At 72.8% G+C, this 20,334-nt stretch carries 18 protein-coding genes; 12 read left to right on the top strand and 6 right to left on the bottom strand.

What is annotated here, in order from left to right; all coding sequences use genetic code 11:
- Nucleotides 1-174 precede the first annotated feature (174 nt).
- From OG349_RS20955 to OG349_RS20940, 4 genes are all read left to right on the top strand, one after another.
- Entirely contained in the window at nt 175-1,527 is a 1,353-nt protein-coding gene (locus OG349_RS20955; RefSeq protein WP_327236060.1) for an MFS transporter, read from the top strand.
- 87 nt (nt 1,528-1,614) lie between these two features.
- Entirely contained in the window at nt 1,615-2,103 is a 489-nt protein-coding gene (locus tag OG349_RS20950; protein WP_327236059.1) for a DUF2771 domain-containing protein, read from the top strand.
- 61 nt (nt 2,104-2,164) lie between these two features.
- Nucleotides 2,165-2,917, top strand: a complete 753-nt coding sequence (locus OG349_RS20945; RefSeq protein ID WP_327236058.1) for a futalosine hydrolase — start codon at nt 2,165-2,167, stop codon at nt 2,915-2,917.
- The gene (locus OG349_RS20940; RefSeq protein WP_327236057.1) at nt 2,914-3,801 is read left to right on the top strand and encodes a 1,4-dihydroxy-6-naphthoate synthase; all 888 of its coding nucleotides are present in this window, start codon (nt 2,914-2,916) and stop codon (nt 3,799-3,801) included. Before OG349_RS20945 ends, OG349_RS20940 begins: the two co-directional genes overlap by 4 nt.
- 52 nt (nt 3,802-3,853) lie before the next feature.
- On the opposite strand, the gene OG349_RS20935 is transcribed toward OG349_RS20940, so the two are convergent.
- Nucleotides 3,854-4,237, bottom strand: coding sequence for a cold-shock protein (locus tag OG349_RS20935; RefSeq protein WP_161312687.1), 384 nt, complete (start codon nt 4,235-4,237; stop codon nt 3,854-3,856).
- A gap of 122 nt (nt 4,238-4,359) precedes the next feature.
- Here OG349_RS20935 and OG349_RS34860 point away from each other — a divergent pair, with 122 nt between their 5' ends.
- Nucleotides 4,360-4,764 (top strand): hypothetical protein, encoded by a 405-nt coding sequence (locus tag OG349_RS34860; protein WP_442806280.1) that lies wholly within the window; start codon nt 4,360-4,362, stop codon nt 4,762-4,764.
- Here OG349_RS34860 and OG349_RS20925 read toward each other — a convergent pair.
- Nucleotides 4,695-5,387 carry an HAD family hydrolase gene (locus OG349_RS20925; RefSeq protein WP_442806279.1) on the bottom strand — a complete coding sequence of 231 codons (693 nt, stop codon included), beginning with the start codon at nt 5,385-5,387 and terminating at the stop codon, nt 4,695-4,697. The two genes, OG349_RS34860 and OG349_RS20925, sit on opposite strands and share 70 nt — an antisense overlap.
- A 104-nt stretch (nt 5,388-5,491) precedes the next feature.
- Between OG349_RS20925 and OG349_RS20920 the strand changes: the two genes are divergently transcribed.
- Genes OG349_RS20920 through OG349_RS20910 form a run of 3 tightly spaced genes read left to right on the top strand, consistent with a single transcriptional unit; the run spans nt 5,492 to nt 8,444 of the window.
- Nucleotides 5,492-6,526 carry a FecCD family ABC transporter permease gene (locus OG349_RS20920; protein ID WP_327236055.1) on the top strand — a complete coding sequence of 345 codons (1,035 nt, stop codon included), beginning with the start codon at nt 5,492-5,494 and terminating at the stop codon, nt 6,524-6,526.
- Nucleotides 6,523-7,596 carry a FecCD family ABC transporter permease gene (locus tag OG349_RS20915; protein WP_327236054.1) on the top strand — a complete coding sequence of 358 codons (1,074 nt, stop codon included), beginning with the start codon at nt 6,523-6,525 and terminating at the stop codon, nt 7,594-7,596. The genes OG349_RS20920 and OG349_RS20915 overlap by 4 nt, the downstream gene beginning before the upstream one ends.
- Complete coding sequence (locus OG349_RS20910; RefSeq protein ID WP_327236053.1) at nt 7,593-8,444, top strand: ABC transporter ATP-binding protein; 852 nt, start codon at nt 7,593-7,595, stop codon at nt 8,442-8,444. Before OG349_RS20915 ends, OG349_RS20910 begins: the two co-directional genes overlap by 4 nt.
- Here the strand turns inward: OG349_RS20910 and OG349_RS20905 are convergent.
- Entirely contained in the window at nt 8,441-9,445 is a 1,005-nt protein-coding gene (locus tag OG349_RS20905; RefSeq protein WP_327236052.1) for a GlxA family transcriptional regulator, read from the bottom strand. The two genes, OG349_RS20910 and OG349_RS20905, sit on opposite strands and share 4 nt — an antisense overlap.
- Before the next feature lie 126 nt (nt 9,446-9,571).
- Here OG349_RS20905 and OG349_RS20900 point away from each other — a divergent pair, with 126 nt between their 5' ends.
- Complete coding sequence (locus tag OG349_RS20900; RefSeq protein ID WP_327236051.1) at nt 9,572-10,456, top strand: NAD(P)-dependent oxidoreductase; 885 nt, start codon at nt 9,572-9,574, stop codon at nt 10,454-10,456.
- Nucleotides 10,457-10,504: 48 nt separating this feature from the next.
- Here the strand turns inward: OG349_RS20900 and OG349_RS20895 are convergent, their stop codons facing one another.
- The gene (locus tag OG349_RS20895; RefSeq protein WP_327236050.1) at nt 10,505-11,644 is read right to left on the bottom strand and encodes a hypothetical protein; all 1,140 of its coding nucleotides are present in this window, start codon (nt 11,642-11,644) and stop codon (nt 10,505-10,507) included.
- A gap of 372 nt (nt 11,645-12,016) precedes the next feature.
- Here OG349_RS20895 and OG349_RS20890 point away from each other — a divergent pair, with 372 nt between their 5' ends.
- Nucleotides 12,017-14,590 (top strand): helicase C-terminal domain-containing protein, encoded by a 2,574-nt coding sequence (locus OG349_RS20890; RefSeq protein WP_327236049.1) that lies wholly within the window; start codon nt 12,017-12,019, stop codon nt 14,588-14,590.
- A 105-nt stretch (nt 14,591-14,695) separates the two neighbouring features.
- On the opposite strand, the gene OG349_RS20885 is transcribed toward OG349_RS20890, so the two are convergent.
- Nucleotides 14,696-15,412 (bottom strand): VanZ family protein, encoded by a 717-nt coding sequence (locus OG349_RS20885; protein ID WP_327236048.1) that lies wholly within the window; start codon nt 15,410-15,412, stop codon nt 14,696-14,698.
- 167 nt (nt 15,413-15,579) lie between these two features.
- Between OG349_RS20885 and OG349_RS20880 the strand changes: the two genes are divergently transcribed.
- Nucleotides 15,580-17,223, top strand: a complete 1,644-nt coding sequence (locus tag OG349_RS20880; protein WP_161310822.1) for a DNA repair helicase XPB — start codon at nt 15,580-15,582, stop codon at nt 17,221-17,223.
- A 17-nt stretch (nt 17,224-17,240) separates the two neighbouring features.
- Here OG349_RS20880 and OG349_RS20875 read toward each other — a convergent pair whose 3' ends face one another.
- A complete protein-coding gene (locus OG349_RS20875) occupies nt 17,241-17,444 on the bottom strand; it encodes a hypothetical protein (protein WP_327236047.1) in 204 nt (67 codons plus the stop codon).
- Nucleotides 17,445-17,934: 490 nt separating this feature from the next.
- On the opposite strand from OG349_RS20875, the gene OG349_RS20870 reads away from it, so the two are divergent.
- Nucleotides 17,935-19,965: a HelD family protein gene (locus OG349_RS20870; RefSeq protein WP_327238644.1), complete on the top strand. Its 2,031-nt coding sequence runs from the start codon at nt 17,935-17,937 to the stop codon at nt 19,963-19,965.
- Nucleotides 19,966-20,334: the final 369 nt, after the last annotated feature.

The raw sequence follows: 20,334 nt of genomic DNA, 5'->3' as shown, positions 1-20,334 counted from the left end.
CTGACCCACGCCGCCCCGCCCCGGCGGAAACACGCGCGCGCGACCGGATGAACACCCTCCGCCCTCCCGGTGACACCCACGGTGACACCCCCCGCTCCTCCGTCATGGCACTGTCACGGCCCCGTCATCGACGGGATCGGTTCGCTTCCCCTGCGGGTGGGGCACTATGACGGGGTGGCAGCCGCAAGGTCGTCCGACGACGCCGGCCCGCTCCGCAGGACGGGGCGGGCTGTCGGCCATGCCCTGCGCCTGCCGTTCACCGCCTCCGCCCGGGGCATCCGCAGGGCCACCCACGCGCACGGAGCCGGCGAGTCCGGGCTCGGCAAGCTGATCGAGCTGCACGCCGTGAACGGCGCCGGCGACGTCATGATCACCGTCGCCCTCGCGTCGACCGTCTTCTTCTCCGTACCGACCGACGAGGCACGCGGCCGCGTCGCCCTCTACCTCGCCGTCACCATGGCGCCCTTCACCCTGCTCGCTCCCGTCATCGGCCCCCTCCTCGACCGGGTCCCGCACGGCCGGCGCGCCGCGATGGCCGCCGCCATGCTGACCCGGGCCATCCTCGCCATCGCCATGTCCACGTTCGTCGCCACCGGCGGCCTTGAGCTGTACCCGGCGGCCCTGGGCGTGCTCGTGGCCTCCAAGGCGTACGGAGTGGTCCGCAGCGCCGTCGTACCGCGCCTCCTGCCCCCCAACTTCTCCCTCGTACGGGCCAACTCCCGGGTGACCCTCGCCGGACTGCTGGCCACCGGTGTCGCGGCCCCGATCGGCGCGGGCCTCCAGATCGTCGGTCCGCAATGGCCGCTGTACGGCGCGTGCCTGATCTTCACCGGGGGCACGATCCTGGCGTTCACCCTGCCGCCCAAGGTCGACTCGGCGAAGGGTGAGCGGAAGGCGCAGCTGGTACGGCACGGCGAGAAGCGGCCGAGTCTGCGGTCCGTAGGCCCCTCCGTCCTGCACGGGCTCCAGGCGAACGCCTCCCACCGCGCCCTGTCCGGCTTCCTGACCTTCTTCCTCGCCTTCCTGCTGCGCGAGCACCCCCTCGCGGGGCAGAGCGCCGCCGTCTCCCTGGGCATCGTGGGGGTCTCCGCCGGGGTGGGCAACGCGCTCGGTACGGCCGTGGGCTCGCTGCTCAAGTCGCGCGGCCCCGAGCTGATCATCGCCACGATGCTGGGGCTCGCGCTGACGGCGGCGATCTTCGCGGCCGTGTTCTACGGGGGTCTCGCGGTGGCCGTGCTGGGCGCGGTGGCGGGCCTCACCCAGGCCCTGTCGAAGCTGTCGCTGGACGCGACGATCCAGCGGGACGTACCGGAAGAGGTCCGTACGTCCGCCTTCGCGCGCTCCGAGACGCTGCTCCAGATGTCCTGGGTGGTGGGCGGCGCGATCGGGATCGCGCTGCCGCTGAACGGCTCGCTGGGCATGTCCGTCGCCGCGGGCATCATGGGGCTCGGCGCGCTGGCGGCGGTACGGGGGCTGATCCGCACGTCGCGACCCGCCCCGGCCCAGCACCTCGGGCACCAAGGCTGACGGCAGGGGCGGCGGGAGGGACCATGCCCACCCGGCATGCCCGCCCCCGGCGCGGCGCGGACTCCGGCGACCGATAACCTTCGGCCCATGACCGTTGCGTTCTTCTCTGGTAGGGGCCGCCGGGCCGGCGCCGCCCTCGGCGCTGTGTCCGCCGGACTCCTCGTCCTCGCCGCCTGTGACAAGCCGACGCCGCTCGCGACCGTGACCGTCGGCGACGACTCGTGGAACAGCGGGGCGGACTGCTACAACGACGGCAAGGCCATCGCGCAGAAGGACCTCCTGAACTGCGTCAAGAAAAAGGCCGGGAACACCGTCAAGGTGAACTCCACCGACGAGGTCCACCTCGGCGTCGAGCCGTCCATCGCGGACCACAGCTGGGCCGTCATCGTGGACGGCACGCCGGTCTTCGACGAGCCGACCAAGAAGACGTACCGCACGATGACGGCCGCCGCGTTCTTCGCCCCCGACCCGCAGACCGGCCAGCCCGCGCCGACGACGCGCCAGGTCAGCTTCCTGAAGATCGACGGCAAGACGTTCAGCGGCGTGTGGAACTTCACCTTCAAGAAGACCTCCTGACGCTGCCCGACCTCCTGACCCCGTCCCGGACCCCCAAGCCGACCCGCCGGAGGCCCCCGCCATGCACGTCCTCGTAGTGACGGCGGTGGCGGCCGAGGCGGACGCCGTCGTCGCCGGACTCGCCGGTTTCACCGCCCTCGGGCTGCGGGAGATGACGGGCGGGTACGAGTTGCGGGGCCACGCCCAGTACATGCCGCGCCCGGCGTCCGTGCGGATACCGGTCGTGGACGTGCTGGTGGGCGGGGTCGGCCCGGCCGCGTCGGCGGCGGCCACGGCGACCGCGCTGGCGTTCTCCACCTACGACCCGCCCTACGACCTGGTCGTCTCGACCGGCATCGGCGGCGGTTTCGCGTCACACGCGCCCCTCGGCTCGCTCGTCGTCTCCGACGCGATCGTCGCCGCCGACCTGGGCGCCGAGACCCCCGACGGCTATGTGCCGGTGGACGAACTGGGTTTCGGCCGTACGGTCCACCGCCCCGCCCCCGCGCTGTCGGGCCGGGTGGCGAAGCTGCTGGCCGCCGATCCCGCGGTCCGGGTGGTCCTCGCGCCGGTCCTCACCGTCTCCACCGTGACCGGTACGGCCGCCCGCGCGGCCGAGCTGACCCGCCGTCACCCGCGCGCCGCCGCCGAGGCGATGGAGGGGTTCGGTGTCGCGGAGGCGGCGGCGGGGCACGAGGTCCCCTGTCTGGAGATCCGGGCCGTCTCGAACGCGGTCGGTCCGCGCGACCGGGGCGCCTGGCAGATCGGCCCGGCGATGGACGCGCTGCGGTACGCGTTCGCCGCGCTCACCCCCGTCTTCGAGGAGTCGTCATGACGTCACAGCCTCAGCCCGCCACCGGGGCCGGGCCCGCGGCCGCCCGCCCGCTCGACATCGCGTACTCACCCTGCCCCAACGACACCTTCGTCTTCGAGGCCTGGGCCCACGGCCGGGTGCCCGGCGCGCCCGGGCTCGACGTCACTTTCGCCGACATCGACATCACCAACGGCATGGCGGAGCGCGGCGAGTTCGACATCCTGAAGGTCTCGTACGCCGTCCTGCCGTACGTCCTCGACGAGTACGCGCTCCTGCCCTGCGGCGGCGCGCTGGGCCGGGGCTGCGGCCCGCTCGTGCTGACGAAGGAGGCCGGCACCGACCTCACCGGCAGGACCGTCGCCGTACCGAGCGAACGCTCCACCGCCTACCTGCTGTTCCGGCTGTGGGCGGCCGAGATGGTCCCCGGCGGGGTGGGCGAGATCGTCGTCCTGCCGTTCCACGAGATCATGCCGGCGGTACGGGACGGCAAGGTGGACGCCGGCCTGGTCATCCACGAGGCGCGCTTCACGTACCAGAATTATGGCCTGCACTGCCTCGCCGACATGGGCGCGCACTGGGAGTCCACGACGGGGCTGCCGATCCCGCTCGGCGCGATCATCGCGAAGCGCTCGCTGGGCGCCGAGACCCTGCGGCTGCTCGCGGACGCGGCCCGTACGTCCGTACGGATGGCGTGGGACGACCCCGAGGTGTCACGGCCCTACGTCCTGGAGCACTCCCAGGAGATGGACCCGGCGGTCGCCGACCAGCACATCGGCCTGTACGTCAACGAGTTCACCGCCGACCTCGGCGAGGACGGGTACGCGGCGGTGCGCGGCCTGCTCACACGGGCCGCGGCCGAGGGGCTCGTGCCGCCCCTCCGCCACGACGCGCTGCGGTCCGCCTGAGCCCGGCCCTCGGCCGGGCAGCCCTGAGCCGGGCCGGTACGACCCCGCCCCGTCACACGTCCAGTTGGTCCGCCACCGCCCGCAACAGGCCGGCGATCTTCGACCCGTTGGCCTTGTCGGGGTACCGGCCGCGCTCCAGCATCGGCGTAATGTTCTCCAGAACCGTCGTCAGATCCTGGACGATCGAGGCCAGTTCGTCGGGCTTGCGGCGCTGGGCGGCGGCGACCGAGGGCGTCGGGTCGAGGACCGTCACCGACAGGGCCTGGTCTCCGCGTTGACCGGCGACAACTCCGAACTCCACGCGCTGGCCGGGCTTGAGTGCGTCGACTCCGGCAGGGAGGACCGACGAGTGGACGAAGACGTCGCCGCCGTCGTCACGGGAGAGAAAGCCGAAGCCCTTCTCACTGTTGAACCACTTCACCTTGCCGGTAGGCACGTCTGTCCTCGTCCTCGTACTCATCGGTGCGCTGCTGCGCGCGAAAAACGGGTCTGAAACGGGTCTGAAACGGGTCTGAATAGCACTACAGCGGGTCGCCTGACCCGCCACCCCCAAGGCTAATGGTCCAGGCGCCGGTGACAAGACGTTGCCGGTCGGTTCCTGTCAGCTCCTGTTCCGCAGGGAACTACCCTGGTGGCGTGACTGCTACTCCTGCACCCCGCTCGGCTGCTCCCGCGTCCGGCACGGCGGACGAGGCCGGCCCCGGCGACGGCCTGGTCCGGATCGGCGCGATCGTCTTCGTCGTCGGCGCCGTGGCCACGCTGGCCACCGTGGCGCCCCTGTTCTTCGACACCCGCCCGTTCCCGACCGCCGCCTACCTCGTCAGCATGCTGATGGGCGTCGGGTTCCTCATCGCGGGCGCGGGGGTGCTGCGTTCGGTGGCGGCCCAGCGCCGTCAGGCGCGGTCGGCGGCTGCTGAGGTGTCGTCCGCCCCTCCGCCCGCCTCCGCCACCCCCGCCGCGTAGGTACGCAGCCACGCGGGGAACGCCGTGAGGTCCGCCAGGACCACATCGGCCCCCGCCGCACGCAGCTCCGCCTCGTCGCACGGCCCGGTCGGTACGGCGACGGACAGCGCGCCCGCCGCCCGCGCCCCCCGTACATCACCCGTGTGGTCACCCACGTAGACCGCCGCCCCGTGCGCGCGCAGCGCCTCCGCCTTGGCCTCCGCCCACAGCGACCCGACGACGTCGTCCGGCTCGATGCCGAGATGGGCGAGGTGGAGCTTGGCGTTCGGTTCGAACTTCGCGGTGACGACGATCGCCCGGCCGCCCGACGCCTGAACGGCGGCGACGGCCTCCCGCGCGCCCGGCAGGGCCGTCGAGGGGGTGATGGCGAAAGCGGGATAGATCTCCCGGTAACGGTCCCCCACTTCGGCGATCCGGTCCTCGGGGAACCAGTGCGCCAACTCCAGTTCGAGCGGCGGCCCGAGGCGGGTGACCGCGAGGTCGGCGTCGATCGGTACGCCGGTCTCGGCGGAGAGCGCCAGGAACGCGGCGCGGATGCCGGGGCGTGAGTCGACCAGGGTCATGTCGAGGTCGAAGCCGACGGTGAGCGCGGGCGGCGGGGTGAGGGAGGCCATGGGTGCCATTGTGCCCGGCGGTGGATGGCCGGAAAGGGCTGCTTAGACTTAGCCAAGCCTAACCATCCCCAAGCCTCACCCCAGCCCCCTGACCTCAGCCCCGATTGGTTCCGATGCCGGCCGCCGCCCCGCCGACCCCCCGTACCGGACATGCCCTGGTCACCCGCCGTATCGGCTGGACGGCCGCCGCCGTCGTCGCGCTCCTCCTCGCGGTCCTGCTGAGCCTCGCGGTCGGCGCCCGCGCCATCGCCCCCTCCACCGTCCTCGACGCGCTGCTGCACGGCGGGCACAGCGACGACGCCGAGGTCGTACGGCACCTGCGCGTGCCGCGCACGCTGATCGGGCTGATGGTGGGCGCCGCGCTCGCCCTCGCGGGCACCGTCCTCCAGGGCATCACCCGCAACCCCATCGCCGACCCGGGCATCCTCGGGATCAGCCAGGGCTCGTCGGTGGGTGTGGTCCTGGCCATCTCGGTCGTCGGCGTGCACACCCTCTCGGGGTACGTGTGGTTCGCCTTCGCGGGCGCGGCGCTGGCGTCGGTCGCGGTGTACGCGATCGCGTCCAGCGGCCGGGGCGGCGCCACGCCCGTCAAGCTCGCCCTCGGGGGCGCCGCCATCAACGCGCTGCTGGTGTCGGTGACCCAGGGGGTGCTGACGACGGACGCGGCGACGCTGGACGAGTTCCGCTTCTGGCAGGTCGGGTCGCTCGCCGGACGGGACACCGGCGTGGTGAACCAGATCTGGCCGTTCCTGCTGCTCGGCGCCGTGCTGGTGGTGTCCGTGGCCCGTGGCCTGGACGCGCTCGCGTTGGGCGAGGACGTGGCGAAGGGCCTGGGCCAGAACGTCGCGGCGGTACGGGTCCTGGGCGGGCTCGGCGCGACCGTGCTCACCGGCGCGGGGGTGGCGGCGGCAGGACCGATCGCGTTCGTCGGGCTCGCCGTGCCGCACATCGCCCGTGCGATCGTCGGGACGGACCACCGCTGGCTGCTGCCGATGGCCGCGCTGATCGGCCCGGTGATGCTGCTGGTGTCGGACGTGATCGGGCGGATCGTCTTCCCGCCGGGCGAGGTCCCGGCGGGGGTGATGACGGCGCTGCTCGGCGTGCCGTTCCTGGTCGCTCTCGTACGCCGGAAGGCGGTGCCGGCATGACGGCGGTCGTGGAGAAGGCCGGCCCTCGGGTCAGCCCGGCGGGGTACGTGGTCGTACGGGCCGGCCGCGGCTCGTTCCTGCTGCACCGGCGGGCGGCCGGGGCGGCCGTGGGGCTGGCCGTGCTGCTGGCGGTCGTCTGCGTGACGTATCTGAGCGTGGGCGAGAGCTTCGTACCGCCGTCCGAAGTCCTGAAGGTGGTCCTCGGGCAGCCGTCGCCGGACGAACTGGTCGTCGGGACGCTGCGGTTGCCGCGCATGGTGACGGGGCTGTTCGTGGGGCTGGCGTTCGGGGTCGCCGGCGCGCTGATCCAGACCGTCGCGCGCAATCCGCTGGCCAGTCCGGACATCATCGGCATCAGCCAGGGCGCGGGCGCGCTCACGGTCGGGGCGATGACGTTCGGCGTGACGTCGTACGCAGCTCTCCCCTACCTGTCGGTCGTCGGCGGGATCGCGGCGGCGGCGCTGGTGTACGTCTTCGCGTGGCGCGGCGGTCTGCACGCGACGCGCTTCGTTCTGATCGGCATCGGGTTCGCGATCGCGCTGCGGTCGGTGACGACGCTGTTCCTGACGAAGGGCGACTATCTGGTCGCCCAGCAGGCGCAGGTGTGGATGACCGGTTCGCTCAACGGCCGGGGCTGGGAGGAGGCCACGCCGCTCGGCTGGGTGCTGCTGGCACTGCTGCCGGCGGTGGCGTGGGCGGCATACGTGCAGCGGTCGGTGTCCTTGGACGACGACACGGCGTCGGCGCTGGGGGTACGGCTCGGGGGCACCCGGCTCGGCCTGGTGCTGCTGGGCGTGGTCCTGGCGTCGGTGGCGACGGGGGCGGCGGGGCCGGTGGACTTCGTGGCGCTGCTGGCGCCGCAGATCGCGCGGCGGACGACCCGTACCGCGCAGATCCCGCTGGTGTGCTCGGCGCTGACGGGCGCGGTGATCGTCGTCCTGGCGGATCTGCTGGCCCGCAAGCTGTTCTCGCCGACGGAGCTGCCGGTGGGGGTGCTGACGGCGGCGGTGGGGGCGCCGTACTTGATCTGGTTGATCGTTCGAAGCCGTACCGCAGGAGGCACCGCATGAGCAGGCTCGTCGCCCGGGATCTGACACTCGCGTACGAGGACCGTACGGTCGTCCACGAGCTGGAACTGGCCGTCCCCGACGGGCGGGTGACGGTGATCGTCGGCCCGAACGCGTGCGGCAAGTCCACCACGCTGCGGGCGCTGGGGCGGCTGTTGAAGCCCCGGGGCGGGGCGGTGCTGCTGGACGGCGAGGAGCTGTCCCGTATCCCGACGAAGCGGATCGCGCAGTCGATCGGCCTGCTGCCGCAGTCACCGGTCGCGCCGGAGGCGATCACGGTCGCGGACCTGGTGTCGCGCGGCCGGCAGCCGCACCAGGCGTGGTGGCGGCAGTGGTCGGACGCGGACGAGCGCGCGGTGACGGACGCGATGGAACGTACGGACGTGACGGCGCTCGCGGACCGGTCGGTGGACGAACTGTCGGGCGGCCAGCGGCAGCGGGTGTGGATCGCGATGGCGCTGGCGCAGGAGACGGACCTGCTGCTCCTGGACGAACCGACGACGTTCCTGGACATCGCGCACCAGGTGGAGGTCCTGGACCTGGTACGCCGCCTCAACCACGAACAGGGCCGCACGGTGGTGATCGTCCTGCACGACCTGAACCAGGCGGCCCGGTACGCGGACCACCTGGTGGCGATGAAGGAGGGCCGCGTGGTGGCGGAGGGCGAGCCCGGCGCGGTGGTGACGGCGGAGCTGGTACGGGAGGTCTTCGGCCTGGAGTCGGTGGTGGTCCCGGACCCGGTGACGGGTTCGCCGCTGGTGGTGCCGGGGGCGCCGTACCGGCCGGAGGGTCCGGACCGGACGGAGGGTCCGGACCGGGCGGAAGCTCAGGGTCGGGCGGACACCCCCTAGGACAGTCCGGGCGTCATCCGGGGGAAGGCCCGGCGGTAGTCGCTCGGCGACACCCCGATCTGTTTGAGGAAGTGGTGGCGGAGGTTGTTGGCCGTGCCCAGGCCGCTCAGCTCCCCCACCTTCTCGACCGGGAGGTCCGTCGACTCCAGCAGGCCCTGGGCCCGCGCCAGGCGCTGGTTGAGGAGCCACTGAAGGGGAGTTGTCCCGGTGGCCGCCTGGATCCGCCGGTAGAACGTCCGCCGGCTCATCGCGGCCCGCTGCGCCAGGTTCTCGACGGTCAGAGGCTGGTCCAGGCGGGCCCGCGCCCAGTCCAGTACGTGGCCCAGGCCCTTGTCGTCGCTGGGGGGAACGGACAGGTCGATGAACTGGGCCTGACCGCCGGTCCGGTGGGCCGGCACCACCATCCGGCGGGCCAGCTGGTTGGCGACGTGCGCGCCGAGGTCACGGCGTACCAGATGGAGACAGAGGTCGAGCCCGGCGCTCAGCCCGGCACTCGTGAGCACGTCGCCGTCGTCCACGTACAGCACCGAGTCGTCGACGCGTACCTTCGGGTAGCGCTCGGCCAGTTGGGCCGTGTGCATCCAATGGGCCGTGGCCCGGCGTCCGTCGAGCAGCCCCGCCTCGGCGAGGGCGAAGGCGCCGGTGCACAGGGAGACCATGCGGGCACCCGCGTCGGAGGCGTCGCGCAGGGCCGCGATCAGCGCCGGGGACAGCGGTTCGCCCTCCTCCACGCAGGAGTCGGGCACCGACGGCACGATGACCGTGTCGGCGCCGACGAGGTCCGCGAGCCCGTAGCGGGTCCGCAGCGCGATCCCGGCGTCGGCCGGTACGCCGTCCTCCGTTCGTTCCCCGATTCCGCACAGCCGCAGGTCGTACCAGGTGTCGGCCAGGTCGGGCTGCGGCTTCCCGAAGACGGTGCAGGCGATGCTCAACTCGTACAGGTCCCAGGACGGAACCCTGATGTCCTCGATCACGATTACTGCAACAGAACCGGCGGTCACGCTCCGGAGTCTGGCATGAATTTGGCGGCGGGCGTCATCGGTGTCACTGTTTCCGGCCGCCGCACCCTGCCAATGTGGCTCGTACGTGATCAAGCGTCACGGACAGTACATACAAGGGAGTTAGGCATGAACGCTGATCGCCAAGCCGTGAGCGTGGTCGGACTGGGCTCGATGGGCTCGGCGCTGGCCGCCGCGTTACTGGACCACGGCCACCCGACCACCGTGTGGAACCGGTCGGCGGAGAAGGCCCGGCCGCTGGTCGGCCGGGGGGCCGTCCTCGCCGCGACACCCCAGGAGGCGGTCGCGGCGAGCCCGCTCACCGTCGCCTGCGTACTGGATTGCCAGGCGCTGCGCGCCGTCCTCGACCCCGTGGCCGGCTCCCTCCGCGGCAAGGCGCTGGTCAACCTCACCTCCGGCACCCCGGAGCAGGCCGACGAGACCCTCACGTGGGCCCGGTCCCACGGCGCCGACTACCTCGACGGCGCCGTCATGACCACCCCGCCGGGCGTCGGCAGCCCGGAGGTGATGTTCCTGTACAGCGGTTCGCGCGCCGTCTTCGACACCTACCGTCCGGCCCTGGCGGCCTTGGGTGATCCGCTGTACCTGGGTGCCGACGCCGGTACGGCCTCCCTCCACGACGCCGCTCTGCTCGGCCTCATGTGGTCCACCATGACCGGCTGGCTGCACGGCACCGCGCTGGTGGGCGCGGAGAAGACCCCGGCCACCGCCTTCACCCCGCTCGCGCTGCGCTGGCTGAGCACGGTGTCCGGTTTCCTGAGCACGTACGCGTCCCAGGTGGACGCGGGCCACTACCCGGGGGACGACGCAACCGTCGACGTACAGATCGCGGCCGTCGACCACCTCATCCACGCAGCGGCCGCCCGCGGCCTCGACAACGGCCTGCCGGAACTCCTGAAGGCCACCATGGAGCGGGCCAGGGCCGCGGGCCACAGGTCCGACAGCTACGCAAGCGTGATCGAGGTGCTGAGGAACCCGGCGGACGACAGGTAACCACCGGGCCGCCGGCGGGGATCGCGGCGGGCGGGGGTGCCGCGCCCCTCACAGCTGTCTGCGGGAGCGCCACAGCAGGTAGAGCGCCGAGGCGATCGCCGCCGTGCGTATGACCACCGGGGTCGCGTCCGAGATCGCGGCGTTCCAGCCGCCCTCCGGGATCGCCTCGCCCCAGCGGCCGTTCGCGCGGCCCCAGAGCCAGAGCAGGCCGCCGGCCACCGAGATGCCCGGGAGGCCGAAGACCGCCCACTTCGCCGCCGCCCGGGAGAGCGCGCGGGAGGCGTACGCCAGGAGCCAGCCGCCGGCCAGGGCCAGCCAGGAGCCGAGGAACGCGCCCACGAGCAGAAGTCCGGCGGCGAGAAGCAGCAAGGGGTGGGAGAGGCGGACGGGCCTGCCGGTCGTCTCGGGTTCGGCCGCCTCCACGGCGGCCTCGGCGCCGGTCTTGGCGCCGGTCTTGGCGCCGGTCTTGGCGCCGGCCCCTCGCCTCAGCAGTGCCCGCCACGCGCGGCCGCCCTTGGTCTCCGTCTCGGTCGCGTCACCGGCCTCGTCGTCCGCCTCGTCCTCCGGCTTCGGCGGCGGGACCAGTATCTCGGGGATCTCCACCCCGCCCACAAAACCCGGCACGCCGATCCCGCCGCCCGTCGGGCCGTTGCCCATAGGTCCCGGTTCGATCCGCCACCAGTCGGTCCTGCCGTTCGAGGACCCCACCTCGTCCATCCCCGCCAGGTGCGGTCCCCGGGATCCGGAGGAGGCGGGGGATGCGGGTGGGCCGGACGACTGGGTCGGGATCTGGGCGCCCGGACCAGGACCCGTACCCGTATCCGAGTCCGCGCCCTTGCCGCCCCGGCCACCCGCCTTGCTCAGCCACCCGCCGCCACGCCGCGTCCGCTGCTCCGGCACGACCGGTGCCGGGGGCGGCGGCGCGTACCCACCACCCGTGTCGCCGGACCCGGCCCCCGCCCCGCTCGACGCCGCCCGCACCACCGCGTTCGGCTCCCCCATGCGCCCGAGGATGCGCCGTACCGCCGCCGGGCTGTCGCCGCCGAACTTCCCGCGCTGCCGGTCGATCTCGTTGCGCAGCGTCGAGACCAGCCTCATCCGGTCCCCGGACGCCAGCTGCTGCTGCCGCGCCGCGTCGCCGACCCGGCTCAGGTAGTCGTAGACGAGCTGATCGCTCTCGATCCCCACACGTTCCTCCCACAGGTACACGCAGGTGCACGCACGCGATGGTGTCGGAGTCATACCCGTACGTCCAGTACGGACAAGCCAGCCCGGCGGCCCCGCGCCCGCTGCGCGGGCGGTACGCGACGGTCCGCCCGTATCGTCCGGAACAGGCCGCCCGCACGGGCCGAACACGTCCGCCGGGACCGTACGAACGAGCCCGCGCACCCCGTACGAACAAGGCGCGCACCCCGTACGAACAAGCCGCACACCCGGTACGAAGAAAGCCTCCCCCGCCCCTCCCCGCCCGCCCTCCTCCGCCCGGGGGCGCGGCAGACCGCTCCTCAGGGGCTAACGTGGGACGGATGGGGACCCGCGAAGCCTGAGCAGGAGGCGCACGTGCCAGATGGAACCGGCGGTACGCCACCGCGCACACTCGCGGAGGCCCTGCGCACCCGGGGCGACGACTCCCTCACCGCGCTGCTCCGCGCCCGACCCGATCTGCTCAACCCCGTACCCAACGACCTCTCGCAGCTCGCGACCCGCGCGGGCACCCGCGCCTCTGTCGTCCGGGCGCTGGAGCGGCTCGACCGCTTCACGCTCCAGACGGCGGAAGCGCTCGCTGTCGCCCCCGAGCCCGCGCCGTACGACGCGCTCCGCGCGCTCCTCACCGGCGACGAGGGCGACCCGCGCATCGAGCGCGCCCTGCCCGGCGCCGTGGGACGGCTGCGCGACCAGGCGCTGATCTGGGGCAGTGACACCCGGCTGCGGCTGGTCCGTACCGCCCGCGAGCTGCTCGCGCCCTCGCCGACCCACCCGTCCCCCACCGGCCTCGGCCCGACCGTCGCCGAGGCCACCGCCGGGATGTCGCCGGGCCGGATCCAGGAGATCCTGACGGCCGCCTGGCTGCCGTCCACCCACGACCCGGTCTCCGCCGTCGCGTCCCTGACCGAGCTGTTCACGGACCGCACCCGCATGGCCGCCCTGCTGGACACCGCCCCCATGGAGGCGCTGTCCGTGCTGGACCGGCTGGTGTGGGGGCCGCCGTACGGCGAGGTCACCTCCAGCCCCACCCCGCCCGTGCAGTGGCTGCGCGACCGGGGCCTGCTGCTGCCCGCGACGACGCGCACGGTCGTCCTGCCCCGCGAGGTGGCTCTCCATCTGCGCGCGGGGCGGGCGCACCGCGTGATCGAGCCGGTCGCTCCGCCCGTCGCGCCCCGGACGAGCGAGCCGGGTTCCGGTTCCCGTCCACAGCTTGTGGACAGTACGGCGGCCGGGCAGGCGTACACCGCCCTCGCCACCGTCGAGGAGCTGGCCAAGGACTGGAACGAGGGCGGCCCGAGCGTCCTGCGGGCCGGCGGTCTGTCCGTACGGGACCTGAAGCGCACCGCCGCCGCCCTCGGCGTCACCGAGCCGATCGCCGCCTTCTGGGTCGAACTGGCCTACGCGGCGGGGCTGTTGGCGGCGGACGGCGAGGCCGACGAACGGTACGCGCCGACCCCCGCGTACGACGAGTGGGAGGAGCTGTCCTCCCCCGAGCGCTGGGCACGGCTCGCCGTCGCGTGGCTGACCGCGACCCGTACGGCCGGTCTGGTCGGCGGCCAGGACGCCAAGGGCCGTACGCTCGCGGCCCTCGGCCCGGACCTGGACCGGGGCCCCGCGCCCGAGGTCCGCCGCCGCATCCTGGACCTCCTCGCCACGCTGCCCGAGGGCACCCCGCCCGACCCCGAGTCGCTGATGGCCCGGCTGCGCTGGGAGCGCCCGCTGCGCGGCGCCTCGGCCGCCGGCCGCCCCGACGACCTGCGCGGGCGGCTCGCTGCCTGGACGCTGAACGAGGCGGAGATGCTCGGCCTCACCGGCCGGGGCGCGCTCTCCACGCACGGCCGGGCGCTGCTCGACGCGCTGGGCGACCCCGCCGAGGGGATCACCACCACCCCCGCCGAACTGGCCGCCGCCGGTCTGCGCGCGGCGGAGGCCCTCAGGCCGCTGCTGCCCGAGCCGCTGGACCACGTACTGCTCCAGGCGGACCTCACGGCCGTGGCCCCGGGCCCGCTCCTGCGGCCGCTCGCCGAACTGCTCTCCGTCGCCGCCGAGGTGGAGTCGACGGGCGGGGCGACGGTCTACCGCTTCACCCCCGCTTCCGTACGGCGGGCCCTGGACGCCGGGCAGTCGGCCACCGGGCTGCACGACTTCCTCAGGGCCCACAGCCGTACGCCGGTGCCGCAGCCGCTCACGTACCTGGTGGACGACGTGGCCCGCAAGCACGGTCATCTGCGGGTCGGTTCCGCCAACGCGTACGTGCGCTGCGACGACGAGGCGGTGCTGGACGAGATCGTCGCCGACCGGCGGTCGCAGGGCATGCGGCTGCGGCGGCTGGCGCCCACGGTCCTGGCGGCCCAGGCCGACCCGTCGTCGCTGCTGGAGGGGTTGCGGGCGATGGGCTTCGCGCCGGCGGCGGAGTCCGCCGACGGAGACGTCCTGATCACCCGGGCCCACGCGCACCGGACCCCTCCCCGTACGGCGCCCGCGCCGGTGCCGGACGGTCCGCCGGTGCCGGATACGACGCTGCTGGGGGCGGCGGTACGGGCGATCCGGGCGGGGGACCTGGCGGCGACCGTCGTACACAAGACCGTGCCGGAGCCGGCGGGTTCACGGTCGCGGGCGCGGGCGGTGTCGGCATCGGCATCGGCATCGACGGAGGCGTCCAGATCATCCGGGCCTTCACGATCGGGTGACCTGCCGCGTACGACGTCGGCGGAGACCCTGGCCACGGTCCAGGCGGCCGCCATGACCGGTTCGGCGCTCTGGATCGGGTACGTCAACGCGGAGGGCGCGGCGAGTCAGCGGGTGATCGCGCCGGTGCGGGTCGAGGGGGGCTTCGTGACCGCGTACGACCACACGGCGGACGAGGTCCGTACGTACCCGCTGCACCGGATCACGGGTGTGGCGGAACTGGCGGACGACACCGCGTGACGGACACGGCATGAGGGACTCGGCATGACAAGGCGCCGGGCGGGCCGCGAAGCCCGTCCGGCGAAAACCCGTCCCGCGATGGGGACCAACCGGTCCGTGCCAGCGCTACTGGCTCCGACGCCCGAGCCGCACCAGCCGCTCGCTCCAGTTGGCCCGGGGCTTCTCCTGCGACCTGGCCATGGGCGTCAGCTTCGTCCTGTTCACCTTCGGCTTGGTCAGCGTCCGCTTCTTCACCAAGGGGCGGGTCTTCGTCGTCCGCGCGGGGGCCGGCTCGGCCACCACGGGCGCGGGCTCGGACGACACCGGCACCGGCTGCGGTACTCCCAGCGCGTGGAACCGTCGACCGATCCGCCGACCCAGCAGCAGGTAACCGAGCAGCGCGCCCGACGTGTTCAGGATCACATCGTCCACGTCGAAGGCACGGCCCTGGACGATCGAACCCTGCGCCAGCTCCACCAGCGCCATGACCACGGCGGTCAGCACGACAACCCGCAACATCGGCAGCCGGCGCGGCATGAGCACCGGCAGGATCAGCCCGAACGGCATCCCCATCACGATGTTCCCGCCGATCTGCTTGCACGCGGCGAGGAACGTGTAGTCCTCCGCGTACTGCCGCAGCGAGTGCCCCGGCCGCAGGTTGGACCCGGCTATCTCCGCCGAGGCCGGGGAGGGTGTCAGCGTCAGGTCGGCGAGGACCGCCGAGAAGGCCACCAGGGCCAGGAAGGCGACCACCAGAATGATCACCCGCAACAGGGCCCGGCCCCAGGAAATCCGTCGCGGGGCGGCTCTGCCCGGTTCTGCCTTGCGCGTCTCAGCGGTCATAGGAGCCAGGTGCCCAGCCCCGGCCAGGACAGTCCCCCCAGGACCCTCCGGATCGTCCCGCCCCACCGGACCGACCCCGCCCCGCCCCCGCATCAGCCCGATATGAGCGACACTGGTCGTTTGGCACAACGAGTGACGGCCCAAGGAAAGACCGAAAGGGCGCAGCTGTGAACGGACCCCTCATCGTCCAGAGCGACAAGACCTTGCTGCTCGAAGTCGACCACGAACAGGCCGGAGCCTGCCGGCGGGCCATCGCGCCCTTCGCCGAACTGGAGCGCGCGCCCGAGCACATCCACACGTACCGGCTGACCCCGCTCGGCCTGTGGAACGCGCGCGCCGCCGGGCATGACGCCGAGCAGGTGGTCGACGCGCTGGTGGAGTTCTCCCGCTACCCCGTGCCGCACGCCCTGCTCGTCGACGTCGCCGAGACGATGGCCCGGTACGGGCGTCTCACGCTGTCCAAGCACCCCACCCATGGTCTGGTCCTGACCTCCACGGACCGTCCCGTCCTGGAGGAGATCCTCCGGTCGAAGAAGGTCGCCCCGCTGGTGGGCGCGCGGCTCGACCCGGACACCGTCGCCGTGCACCCCTCCGAGCGCGGCCAGATCAAGCAGACGCTCCTCAAGCTCGGCTGGCCGGCCGAGGATCTCGCCGGGTACGTGGACGGCGAGGCGCACGCCATCGAGCTGGTGGAGGACGGCTGGGCCCTGCGCCCGTACCAGAAGCAGGCCGTCGAGGGCTTCTGGCACGGCGGCTCGGGGGTTGTCGTGCTGCCCTGCGGCGCGGGCAAGACCCTGGTCGGCGCGGGGGCGATGGCGCAGGCCAAGGCGACCACGCTGATCCTCGTCACGAACACCGTCTCCGCCCGCCAGTGGAAGCACGAGCTGGTGAAGCGCACGACGCTGACCGAGGAGGAGATCGGCGAGTACAGCGGTACGCGCAAGGAGATCCGCCCGGTCACGATCGCCACGTACCAGGTGCTCACCACCCGCCGTAAGGGCGTCTATCCGCACCTGGAGCTGTTCGACTCCCGCGACTGGGGGCTGATCCTCTACGACGAGGTGCACCTGCTGCCCGCGCCCGTCTTCAAGTTCACCGCCGACCTCCAGGCGCGCCGCCGCCTCGGGTTGACCGCGACGCTCGTACGGGAGGACGGCCGCGAGTCGGACGTCTTCTCGCTGATCGGGCCGAAGCGGTTCGACGCGCCCTGGAAGGAGATCGAGGCGCAGGGGTACATCGCGCCGGCGGACTGTGTGGAGGTACGGGTCAACCTCACCGACAGCGAGCGGCTCGCGTACGCCACCGCCGAGACGGAGGAGAAGTACCGGTTCTGCGCGACGACCGCCACGAAGCGGAAGGTGACGGAGGCGCTCGTACGGAAGCACAAGGGCGAACAGACCCTCGTCATCGGCCAGTACATCGACCAGCTCGACGAGCTGGGCGAGCACCTGAACGCGCCGGTCATCAAGGGCGAGACCAGCAACGCGCAGCGCGAGAAGCTCTTCGAGTCGTTCCGGCAGGGCGAGATCTCGGTGCTCGTGGTGTCGAAGGTGGCGAACTTCTCGATCGACCTGCCGGAGGCGACGGTCGCGATCCAGGTGTCGGGGACGTTCGGGTCACGCCAGGAGGAGGCGCAGCGGCTCGGGCGGGTGCTGCGGCCGAAGGCGGACGGGCACGAGGCGCGCTTCTACTCGGTGGTCGCGCGGGACACGATCGACCAGGACTTCGCGGCGCACCGGCAGCGGTTCCTGGCGGAGCAGGGGTACGCGTACCGGATCGTGGACGCGGACGAGCTGCTGGCGGAGAGCTGACACGGGGCGGCCGTGGATCAGAGGCGTCGCCTGACGACGCCCGCCTCCTCCCAGTACTCACCGAGGACGGCGACGCCGAACGCGGTCGTCACGTACACCTTGGCCGCGCGCAGGGCGTTGCCCAGGTGGTGAGCGGGGTGGGGCACGGCGCCGGTGGCGGTCGCGCCGGAAAGTGGGGCGCCGTGTGGGGCGCGGGGTGGGATGAAGGTCGCTGTACTCATATGTCCATGGTTGCGCGCCGGCCCTCCGAAGCGCGTCGCTCTCCGGAGGGAATCCTGAGCGATGCCTCGTACGACTCGGGATATAGGGGATCCCCTACGGGGGACTACTGGGGGACTACCCTGCGTGCCCCCCGGAGCCGCCCCGTGCCCCCGCTGTACCCACCCCGCGCCCCACGCCCGGGATAAAAGCATTCGCCCCGCCGCCACCCGCTGGCTACACTCTCCCCTCTTGCCCGCCTCCGCCTCCCTCGCGGAGCGCCGCCACCCGGACGGAAACCGGGCGGCTGCCATGACGTGATCCACGCCGACCGGACACCGCCGCCCCGTGCGACCCAGGGCCTGCGGCCCGTCGGCCTGCGTACAGCCCGGAGGCAACACCGTGTCCGCGCACGACCCCGAACCCGACAGCACCCTCACCGCCGTCACCGCCGTCACCGCACACGACGCCGACCGCACCGACCCTGCGGACTCCGGCTCCCCCTCCGACCCGCTGGGGCGCGAGCGGGCCCACCTCAGCTCCTCGCGGGCCGCCCTGCGCGCCATGCGCGAGGACGTCCAGTCGCTCGACATCCGCGACGTCACCGCGAACTGGGTCAACGCCGCCGTCCTGGAGGCCCAGATCCAGGACCGCATCAAGTCGCTCGCCGACCTCTCCCACACCCCGCTCTTCTTCGGCCGGCTCGACTACCTGCACGTCGTCGGCGCGGACCAGGCCGAGGGCGCCGAGGGCGAGCGCTTCTACATCGGCCGCCGCCACGTCCACGACGCCGACGGCGACCCGATGGTCGTCGACTGGCGCGCGCCCGTCTCCCAGCCGTTCTACCGGGCGTCCAAAAAAGACCCTCACGACGTCGGACTGCGCCGCCGGTTCGGTTACACGGCCGGCGAGCTCACCGCGTACGAGGACGAACACCTCTCCGACCCCACCGAGGCCGCGAAGACCAGCAAGCTGCTCCAGACCGAGATCGAGCGTCCGCGCGTCGGCCCGATGCGCGACATCGTGGCGACGATCCAGCCGGAGCAGGACGAGATCGTACGGAGCGGGCTCGGCGGCACGGTGTGTGTGCAGGGCGGCCCCGGCACCGGGAAGACCGCCGTCGGCCTGCACCGGGTCGCGTACCTCCTCTACGCGCACCGGGAGCGGCTCGCCCGCACCGGCACGCTGGTCATCGGGCCGAACGCGTCCTTCCTCCACTACATCGAGCAGGTGCTGCCCGCGCTGGGCGAGCTGGAGGTGAAGCAGGCGACGGTGGAGAGCCTGGTCACCTCGGCCACGGTGGAGGTACGGGGCACGGACCCGGCCGCCGCCGCCGTCATCAAGGGCGACGCGCGGATGGCGGAGGTGCTGCGGCGGGCCGTCCGCTCCCACGTGACGCTGCCGACCGAGCCGGTGGTGGTCGTGCGCGGTTCGCGGCGGTGGCGGGTGCCGGCGTACGAACTGGAGGAGCTGGTACGGCAGTTGCTGGAGCGCGACATGCGGTACGGCGCCGCGCACGAGGCGTTGCCGCAGCGGATCGCGCACGCCGTGCTCGTACGGATGGAGGAGGCGGGCGAGGCGCCCGACGACCGGGTGCAGGACGCGGTCGCCCGTACCCCCGCCGTGAAGGCGGCCGTGAAGGCGATGTGGCCGCTGGTCGACCCGGCGAAGCTGGTGCTGCGGCTGCTGTCGGACGCGGGGTTCCTCGCGGCGCACGCGGAGGGCCTCCTCACGCCGGAGGAGCAGGCGACGATCCTGTGGGCGAAGCCGGCGCGGAGCGTGAAGTCGGTCAAGTGGTCGGCGGCGGACGCGGTGTTGATCGACGAGGCGGGCGATCTCGTGGCCCGCACACACTCGTTGGGGCACGTGGTGCTCGACGAGGCGCAGGACCTCTCGCCCATGCAGTACCGGGCGGTGGGCCGGCGCTGCTCGACGGGTTCTGCGACGGTGCTGGGCGATCTGGCGCAGGGCACGACCCCATGGGCGACGGGGAGTTGGGCGGACGCGCTCCACCACCTGGGCAAGCCGGACGCGGTGGTGGAGGAGCTGACGGCCGGTTTCCGCGTACCGCGCGAGGTGATCGCGTACGCGTCGCGGCTGCTGCCGCTGATCTCGCCGGGGCTGGCGGAGGTGGAATCGGTACGGGAGTCGCCGGGGTCCCTGTCGGTACGGCGCGTCTCCGACGAGGTGTTGTCGGCGGCGGTGGTCTCGGCGTGCGAGGAGTCGTTGGCGCACGAGGGGTCGACGGGCCTGATCGCGGCGGACGCGCGGATTCCGTTGCTGGCGTCCGCGTTGTCCGCGGCGGGGTTGCGTTTCCTCTCGCCGGGCGAGGAGACGACGGCGGAGGCGCGCCTCACGCTGGTGCCGGCGTCGCTGGCGAAGGGCTTGGAGTACGACTACGTGGTGCTGGACGAGCCGTCGGCGGTGGTGTCGGGGGAGCCGGATGAGCGTACGGGGTTGCGGCGTCTGTACGTGTCGCTGACGCGAGCGGTCTCGGGCCTTTCGGTACTGCACGCGCTGCCCCTGCCGACCGCGCTGGCCTGAGGCCCTGGTCCTTGGCCTGGCGGCCGCGCTTTTGTCCTCAATCGCCGGACGGCTTTGTTCGTGCGTCTGCCCGGTGCGCGGGTGCGGGTTACTGATTGTCCTCAATCGCCGGACGGGCTTGGTTGTGCCCGCTGCGGGCCGGTTGCGTATGCGCGGGTTGTTGCCGGGGGCCGGGCAGGGGTCGTGTCCTGCACTGCATGTTTTACGTCGCGTTCGGGACCTTGTTTGGTTCGGGTTCGCCACGCGACACAAAACACGCTCTACGTTCCGGACACGACCCCTGCCCGTCCCCCTTCCACGCCCGCGTCAAGGCAAATCAAGCCCGTCCGGCGTTTGAGGACGCGGTAACCCGCACCCGTCACCGGGCAG

The sequence above is a fragment of the Streptomyces sp. NBC_01317 genome (assembly GCF_035961655.1).
In the GTDB taxonomy this organism is placed as follows: Bacteria; Actinomycetota; Actinomycetes; order Streptomycetales; family Streptomycetaceae; genus Streptomyces.
The sequence above is the reverse complement of the archived record's forward strand: the minus strand, read 5'-3'. Positions and strand labels throughout refer to the sequence as shown.